General features: G+C 44.8%; 8 protein-coding genes and 2 pseudogenes. 9 read left to right on the top strand and 1 reads right to left on the bottom strand.

Annotation, left to right across the window (positions count from 1 at the left end; translation table 11 throughout):
- The 8 genes and pseudogenes from NBH07_RS22790 to NBH07_RS22195 form a co-directional block, all read left to right on the top strand.
- Positions 1–90: pseudogene (locus tag NBH07_RS22790) on the top strand (helicase-like domain-containing protein); the annotation flags it as partial.
- A gap of 266 nt (positions 91–356) precedes the next feature.
- Positions 357–1,610: a site-specific integrase gene (locus NBH07_RS22225; RefSeq protein ID WP_250833612.1), complete on the top strand. Its 1,254-nt coding sequence runs from the start codon at positions 357–359 to the stop codon at positions 1,608–1,610.
- Positions 1,611–1,622: 12 nt separating this feature from the next.
- A complete protein-coding gene (locus tag NBH07_RS22220) occupies positions 1,623–2,906 on the top strand; it encodes a site-specific integrase (RefSeq protein WP_004378883.1) in 1,284 nt (427 codons plus the stop codon).
- A 55-nt stretch (positions 2,907–2,961) separates the two neighbouring features.
- A complete protein-coding gene (locus NBH07_RS22215) occupies positions 2,962–3,447 on the top strand; it encodes a DUF1896 domain-containing protein (protein WP_008822869.1) in 486 nt (161 codons plus the stop codon).
- A gap of 658 nt (positions 3,448–4,105) precedes the next feature.
- Positions 4,106–4,375: a helix-turn-helix domain-containing protein gene (locus NBH07_RS22210; RefSeq protein ID WP_006045125.1), complete on the top strand. Its 270-nt coding sequence runs from the start codon at positions 4,106–4,108 to the stop codon at positions 4,373–4,375.
- Positions 4,376–4,395: 20 nt separating this feature from the next.
- Positions 4,396–4,710: a helix-turn-helix domain-containing protein gene (locus NBH07_RS22205; RefSeq protein ID WP_250833611.1), complete on the top strand. Its 315-nt coding sequence runs from the start codon at positions 4,396–4,398 to the stop codon at positions 4,708–4,710.
- The gene (locus tag NBH07_RS22200; RefSeq protein ID WP_023983531.1) at positions 4,698–5,207 is read left to right on the top strand and encodes a DUF3408 domain-containing protein; all 510 of its coding nucleotides are present in this window, start codon (positions 4,698–4,700) and stop codon (positions 5,205–5,207) included. Before NBH07_RS22205 ends, NBH07_RS22200 begins: the two co-directional genes overlap by 13 nt.
- Positions 5,208–5,399: 192 nt before the next feature.
- The gene (locus tag NBH07_RS22195) at positions 5,400–5,819 is read left to right on the top strand and encodes a plasmid mobilization protein (RefSeq protein ID WP_004359027.1); all 420 of its coding nucleotides are present in this window, start codon (positions 5,400–5,402) and stop codon (positions 5,817–5,819) included.
- A gap of 472 nt (positions 5,820–6,291) precedes the next feature.
- Here NBH07_RS22195 and NBH07_RS22190 read toward each other — a convergent pair.
- Positions 6,292–7,273, bottom strand: a pseudogene (locus tag NBH07_RS22190) (IS30-like element IS4351 family transposase).
- Positions 7,274–7,466: 193 nt separating this feature from the next.
- On the opposite strand from NBH07_RS22190, the gene NBH07_RS22185 reads away from it, so the two are divergent.
- On the top strand, positions 7,467–7,773 hold a 307-nt coding region (locus NBH07_RS22185; RefSeq protein ID WP_250833610.1), incomplete at its 3' end, for an rRNA adenine N-6-methyltransferase family protein.

Here is a 7,773-nt window from a genome sequence, read left to right as displayed (position 1 = left end):
GAGTTCAACGTGACGAACAACGTGGTGCAGAAGGAGCGTTTCCGCTACTTCATCAAAGTGCCGGAGCTTGCCGCCTTCTATGCGGAAGTATGGGAGTAGAAAGCAGAAAATGGCATAAAAGTCATATCTGACTGAAATACAGCGGATATTGCTTGTTTCTTCTTAGGGTTGCATCATAGAAAACAGGCAGAAAAGGGAGCGAAAAGGAGGGAGTTCAGTTACCAAATCGTTCGAAAAACGATGAAAGGAAAAGGACGGCTGAAAGTGGTAACTAAAACGGCGTTTTCTCTTTCATTATCAATGTTTTGCACCACTCAAAGTTCCTCAAAGAAGTGTAATTTTGCAAGTAAAAAACAATGGAAAAAGAAAAATTCAAGCTGCTTTTCTACCTCAAGAGAGGTACGCAGGACAAAAACGGAAAAAGTCCCATCATGGGACGCATCAGCGCAGGAAGCTCTATGGTACAATTTAGTTGCAAATGCTCGTGTACTCCTCGTTTGTGGGACAGTCGCAAGAACCGACTGCTGGGCAAGAGTGCCGAAGCCGTATCGGTAAACAAGGAACTTGACCGCCTTCAGGTGAGTATTCACAAGGTTTATGAGTCTCTTTCGGGAAAATCCGATGCTCGCGTCACGGCAGAGCGAGTAAGGGAATTGGTGTTCGGGTTGAACAGCGAGTCGCAAGGACTGCTTTATCATACGGGCGAGTATATCAACCGCTTCCGTGAGCGTGTGGGCATAGACCGCAGCGAACGCAGACTAAAATGCCTGTTGCTCTTCCGCAAGCATCTGGCAAACTTCGTCAGGTACCGCTACCATGTGGAGGATATTCCCGTACAGAAAGTGGACACAGCCCTCATCAAAGACTTGGAGGACTACTTCGCCAAAGAAAAGGGCTTCAAGCTCAATACCTCGGCTGGTTATCTCTCCATGCTGGCTTCCTTGCTCAAAGACCTGCATAAACGGCATATCATTGACACCTATCCCTTCATCAACCATTCCATTCGTTGGGAAGTGGGCACTCCACGTTACATCACGAGGGAGGAGGTAAGCCGTATCGCAGCCTTGGGAGAAGACGAACTGCAAGGCTATGAAAAAGTGTCGAGGGACATGTTCCTTTTCTCCTGCCTGACGGGACTTTCCTATACCGACGTGTATCACTTGACGGAGCAGCACGTCTTTCACGAAGCGGGAATGACTTGGATACGCAAGCCGAGAATAAAGACGGGCAACGTGTGCCACATCCCCCTACTTCCCGAAGCCGCTGCCATTATCGAGCGTTATCGGGGCATTCACACGAGGGCTTTCCGACACGAACCGCCCAAGGGGTATCTGCTGCCCATACCCGGATGCGACACGGTAAACATACACCTCAAAAAGATAGCATGGCTTTGCGGTATTCAGAAAACGCTGACCTATCACATGGCACGGCATACCTTCGCATCTCAGATGACACTGTCGGAGGGCGTGTCCATTGAGAGCGTTTCCAAAATGCTCGGACACAGTCAAATCAAAACCACGCAAGTGTATGCGGAGACATCTCCCGAGCGTGTCTTTCTGGACATAGAGAAAATACTTCCACAACTCGCACATTATCAACTGACCAACTAAAACCGCAGAACAATGAAAAGTACATTTGCCATACTATTCTACATAGATAGAAGCAAGACCAATGAAGACGGACTATGCGTAATCCGTTGCCGTATCACCTGTAATGGAACGTCCTCATCGTTTTCCACGCAGTTGCAAACTTCCCCCGACGAGTGGCTTGCCCGAAAAGGGTGCATCAAGGCGACAACAGGTAATTCAAGCGGCATCAATCTGCAACTGAACTCAATAGAAGAGTGCTTGCATTCACTCTATGAACGTACATTAAGGGAAGAAAACTATATCACGGCGGAATACCTCAAGGAGCGTTATATGCAGCAAAGTCGCCCCATGCCAACACTTACGGAGCTATATCAATCCGTTTGTGAATACAAGGAGGAATTGCAGGGCAGAACATTAAGCAAGGCAACTGTCAGGGCTTTTAAGGACAGCTACAAGAGTTTTGTTCATTTCCTGCAAGTAAGGGACAGGGCAGACTGTATGCCCACAGAGGTGGACAAGACTTTGCTTGAGGACTATCGCCTTTTTATGCTTCGGGACTTGGGAAACAAGGAAAGCAGTGTCGGCAACCGCCTACGCCACTTGCATCAGGTCATTCGCAAGGCATTGCAGGAGCGATACGTTCGTGAAGACCCTTTTGAACTCATAGACATAGAAACGCCTACCTACGAGCGCAATGCACTTACGGCGGACGACCTGCAAAAACTCTTGGCTTACCGTCCGCACCGCTCGACAGATAACCATTGCAGACTTATTTTCCTCTTGGGATGTTTCACGGGGCTGGCATTCTCAGACTTAAAGAAACTCCGAATGGACGATGTTTATACATTCGGGGATGGGCGTAGGTACATATCGCTCTGTCGAACAAAGACACAGAACAGAAGTATTGTCCCGTTGCTGCCCGTTGCCGAGAAAATACTCGCCATTGTGAGCCACGGACGAAGGGAGGGGCTTTTCTTTCGAGAGTTTCCCAGCAACAGTAATTTCAATAGAACTATTCAGGAGATATGTATTAAGGCAGGACTGCCACCGCATACTCAAGCGACCTCGCACACCGCACGGCACACCTTTGCCACGACCATCTGTCTGGAGAACGGACTTCCGATAGAGACGGTGAGCAAGATGCTGGGGCATCGCTTTATCTCCACGACCGAGATTTATGCACGGGTGACCAAGAGCAAGATTGCCAAGGAAATGCAACCCCTGATGGGTAGTGAGCATACAAGGGTACTGCGTAAAGCCTTACGGCTGTGTCCGTCAAGAACACCGAAAAAGTCAAGTCCCATAATTGGGATGTAACAGCCGTAATGAATGATTCAAAAAAAAGAAGTCCAACTTTTTAACAAGAAAAACAATGAAACAGAAGAACAAACAGGAACTTTCCTACTTTCGATTGAAGTTAAGAAGTTACATGAGTGAGCATCACCCCGAAAAGTTGCAAGATACGGAGTTTATCACTGCACGGGCAGATATGGCTCTCACAGTTTACTGCGATGCTGTAGCACAAGGCTTTACACACATTGAAGCGGAGAGCATGGCAAGCGAGGCATTGTATCAAGGCTTGCACTTTTCCAAGTACGATACGCTTATATCCGTGTTGGAAAACGAGTTTGAAAGGGAACTTCCTGCACCGCTCCCAGAGAAACTCGTACCTATACTGTTGTCGAACAAGGCTATTCAAGCCACATTCGACAAGTTCGGTTTGACGGACACATTGGCTTCTGACGAGCAATACGGCCGTCTTTACACCGAACTCACAGGCACGATAGTGCTGCTCATCGAGAGCAACAATCTGCCAACGGTCAAACAGACGGAGGAAGCAAGCCCGAAGGCGTTGTAGGCAAAGGCGCACGCAAAGTTCCTGATGCCGTTTCTTATCGTGCAAAGGTACAACGGCAGCCTGTCTGCCCTGAAAGGTCGAGTCCTGCGGATGGAGAGAAGAATCTCCACCGCAGGATTTTTCTGTTTCAAGGTGGTATTGCCATTTTCTATATCCATGCGGTCGTATTCATCTCTCCCAACCTTGCAAGGCTGGGCTGCCGTAGAGAGATAGGCACGACAAGAATACGGCATACTCAGGCTCTTTGGACGCAAGGCGTAACAACTAACAACAGATAGGACTGACGATAATACGGACTATCTATTGTTTGTACAATTTGTTGTCATGACTATCTGTTGTCAAAACTATATATCGTCAAAATAATCTATCGATAAAACTATCTATCGACACTTCGATATCTCGATTTGTCGAACTATCGAATTATCGATAAAACAACAAAATAATAAAAGGAACGAACCGGCACCTCATCTCATTACCGCAATAACACAGACGGATTTCCTTTGTTTTTCTATTGCTTTCTCTCTATTTCCCTGCTTATCCTCATTTCTTGCAGCGGTGCTTCCGAGGGTTTACTTTTGCACCCGAGAAGTACGGCAATGGACTGCATAACAGTTTGTTTGCTGAGTAACAATAAAGTAATCAAAACAAAATTAAGGCAATGAAACTCATTATCATCGACCGCAAAGCGTGGGGGCAACATCGCTCCGAATTTGCAGACTTTATCCATCGTGTGGAGAAACTCATCGGTAATCCTCCTGAGACCGAGCAATGGCTCGACAACGAAGCCGTGTGCAAGCGTTTAGGCATCAGCAAGCGTACCCTACAATCATACCGAGATACGGGCAAAATCCCTTTCTCCATGATTGGACACAAGTGTTATTACAAACAGACCGACATCTGTGAAATGCTGAATGCAGTCAAGGATTGAAATCAAAGAATGAATGAATTATGGCAGAGAATGAAATCATTACGCGGGAAGACCCTCAGATGCAGATGTTTGCACAACTGATGGAAGGCACTTTGAAGAAGTTGGAGCGGTATTGTGCCACAGCTCGTCCGATGTTAGATGGCGAGGTTTACCTTTCGAGCGAGGAAGTGTGCAGGCAATTACGGCTCAGCACACGCACGCTCCAAGAGTACAGAAACTCAGGAACGCTTCCTTTCTACAAAATCGGAGGGAAGATACTCTACAAGCAGAGCGACATACAAGCCATGCTTGAAAAACACTATAACCCGATACCCAAGAAATTATGGCAAGAATAGATGAAAAAAGGAAACAACGCTTGGAACAAGCCATTAGAGATATGGGAAATTATGGCGTTAAGCTCCGCAAGCCCGAAGAGTTACCCGATTTTGACCAGCCCTCCGATTATGAAGAGGAAAAGAGAAGGTTTGAGCCTGTTGATAAAGTTGAGGAACAAAATGACAAGGAGAGTAACGAGGATTTTTCTCAACCGTCCTATCAAGAAACAGCGTTGTCGCCAACAGAAAGGGCTACTTCTACCGAAGAATTTCATCAAAGAATGGGAAAAACAAAGGACAGAAAGCAATTATCCGAGTTTCAGGGGAAATATCTCCAGCCCTTTCGCAACAGCCACCGCAAAGCCGTGTATGTATCAGAGGAAATCCAACGAAAGTTAGACTTCGTGGTGCGGAGAATCGGTGAGCATGGAGCGAGCGTTTCGGGATATGTCGAACAGGTACTGCGGGAACACCTCGACCAATACAAGGAAGATGTGGAAAGATGGAGGAAACTCTGAATTACTGCATTCCTCGAATGCAAGCCTACGCCGAGTTACTGTATTCAATGAATGCAGTAACACAGCAGGGGCTTATAATCCCATTTTCTACATCAGCAAGGTGTGTCTTTGTACCACAAATTGCCATTTGTACCACAAAGACCCTTGCCCCGAAAGGGGATTAAATCACTCCAAAGTCGTGATTAGAAAGCAATGAAGAAGCAAAAACAAAAGAAGCCAGACGGCAGATGTGCCACCTGCCCACGATGGGACAGATGGCACATCAGAATACCTAATTCCGAAGACCAGCAGAAACTTATCAGACTCTATCGCAAGTCGGGAGCAAAGACAAAGAGCGACTTTGTCCGAGCAAGGCTTCTTGGTGAATCTTTTAAGGTCATCACCCAAGACCCTGCAAAAGAACCTTACTTGGAGAAACTCTCAGAAATCGTTGCCTTGGCTCATAAGATAGGAGTTCTGTACAACGAAGTCGTGAAAGTCCTCAATACTTATCATTCTGTTGCCACTGCTCAACAACTGCTCGGCAAACTCGAAACCTATTCCCAAATTCTCATCAGACTACAACAGCAAGCAGTACAACTGACAAAATCCTTTGGGAGTAGAGAAGAATGAATGCTGATAAATCATAACACCCATACTCGTATCGTACCGCGAATGTCCAATCCCTCTTTGGATGATACAAAAGGGTCACTTTGAACGATTACATAGGACCAGTTTCAACGATTTTTCCACTCTGCCCTAATACTTTATCTTTTGGAAAGTACATTGATAATCAGATAATTATTTCAATAACTCCCGATTTGGAGTATTACCCCACATTTATTATTTTTTTATTTTGACAATTCCCGATTTGGGGCATTACCATGACCATTAACAAACACAAAGTCTGTATAATCCCCTATAACTAACGTATCTTTTGAAATTTTCCGTATTTTGTAATCAACATATGGATAGAGCTTTTCCACAGGATGTGGAAGTTTCCAATAAATAAAAACTCGCATGCCATCAACATCAAACACTTTAGGGAATAAAATGTCCTGTTGGGAAGTAAATTCTTCATCTCCTTTCTTATTATAAGCTGAATTCAACTTGCAAATGCAACAGAATTCTGATTAATAATTTGTTTAAATTTTTCGTTTGGCGTGAGGTATCCAAGTCTTTTACGAGGTCGATTATTGAGTTTATTTTCAATCCACTTAATTTGTTTGTTGGTTACTTCACTAAAGTCCTTACCCTTTGGGATATACTGCCTGATAAGCCCGTTGGTGTTTTCATTGGCACCACGTTCCCATGAGTGGTATGGTTTGCAAAAATAGAATTTTATTTCCAATTTTTGCGCAATTTCCTCGTGCTTTGCAAACTCCTTTCCATTGTCAGCCGTAATTGTGTGTATTAAGTTTTTCACTTTCCGCAGTGCCCATACTGCAATCTTAGCTACCGGGATGGCTTCTTTTCCCGACAACTTGCGTATCCAGACCCTGCTTGTTGCTCTGTCGTTAATGGTAAGAATGGCACCTTTGTGGTTCTTACCAATAATTGTATCTATCTCTAAATCACCAAATCTCTCCTTCAGTTCCACTATCTCGGGACGCTCATCAATATCCACCCTGCCTGGGATAAATCCTCGCCCTGCATTTTTAGAACCACGTTTGGCATACCTGCGACCTTGTCTGCGAAGATATTTGTGCAGTTTGCCACCCCGCCGCTTATCCTCCCAAATCCAGCGATATATCGTTTCGTGAGATACCATCGCAATTCCCTCCAAGCGGCTCCTGCCGACAATCTGCTCCGGGCTGAATCCTTTCTTCAACAGCTTTATTATCCGTTTTCTCATTGCCGGTGTAAGCACTTCCTTGCGATGTTTTTGCTGCTTGCGCCTGTCTGCTTTTCGCTGGGCAAGCTCCATGCTATAGCTACCACTTCGGGCGTCGCAATTGCGCTTTATCTCCCTGTAAACAGTGCTTTTATCTACTCCGATAGCTTCCGCTATTGCTTTTTTGCTCATCGGTATTTGCAACATCATAGAAAATTGCATACCTTTGTTCCTCGGTTATATGTTTGCTCATCTGCAACTTTTTTTTCTTTGGACGGACAATTAAAGCAAAGATAGCAAACTTTATCCATTCAGAGTGAGAGAAAGGGGGACATTGTCTCTCTTTCCTCTCTGAAAAATAAATGTTTTTATTGCTTATTATCCGCACCCAAAAAGTTGCATTTATAAGTTGAACTCAAGAAGTATTCACCTGTAAGAAGTTACTAATGACAAAAAAGAAATTGCCCGTTCGTTTTACGGGTCAGCACTTTACTATTGATAAAGTGCTAATAAAAGATGCAATAAGACAAGCAAATATAAGTAATCAGGATACGGTTTTAGATATTGGGGCAGGCAAGGGGTTTCTTACTGTTCATTTATTAAAAATCGCCAACAATGTTGTTGCTATTGAAAACGACACAGCTTTGGTTGAACATTTACGAAAATTATTTTCTGATGCCCGAAATGTTCAAGTTGTCGGTTGTGATTTTAGGAATTTTGCAGTTCCGAAATTTCCTTTCAAAGTGGTGTCAA

Source organism: Parabacteroides sp. B2-S-102, from assembly GCF_023656665.1.
Classification (GTDB): domain Bacteria; phylum Bacteroidota; class Bacteroidia; order Bacteroidales; family Tannerellaceae; genus Parabacteroides; species Parabacteroides distasonis.
Note: the sequence above shows the minus strand (reverse complement) of the source record. Positions and strands in the feature narration are given on the sequence as shown.

Coding starts and splice junctions, on each gene's coding strand:
- NBH07_RS22225 (WP_250833612.1), top strand. CDS start 357: ATGGAAAAAGAAAAATTCAAGCTGCTTTTCTACCTCAAGAGAGGTACG.
- NBH07_RS22220 (WP_004378883.1), top strand. CDS start 1,623: ATGAAAAGTACATTTGCCATACTATTCTACATAGATAGAAGCAAGACC.
- NBH07_RS22215 (WP_008822869.1), top strand. CDS start 2,962: ATGAAACAGAAGAACAAACAGGAACTTTCCTACTTTCGATTGAAGTTA.
- NBH07_RS22210 (WP_006045125.1), top strand. CDS start 4,106: ATGAAACTCATTATCATCGACCGCAAAGCGTGGGGGCAACATCGCTCC.
- NBH07_RS22205 (WP_250833611.1), top strand. CDS start 4,396: ATGGCAGAGAATGAAATCATTACGCGGGAAGACCCTCAGATGCAGATG.
- NBH07_RS22200 (WP_023983531.1), top strand. CDS start 4,698: ATGGCAAGAATAGATGAAAAAAGGAAACAACGCTTGGAACAAGCCATT.
- NBH07_RS22195 (WP_004359027.1), top strand. CDS start 5,400: ATGAAGAAGCAAAAACAAAAGAAGCCAGACGGCAGATGTGCCACCTGC.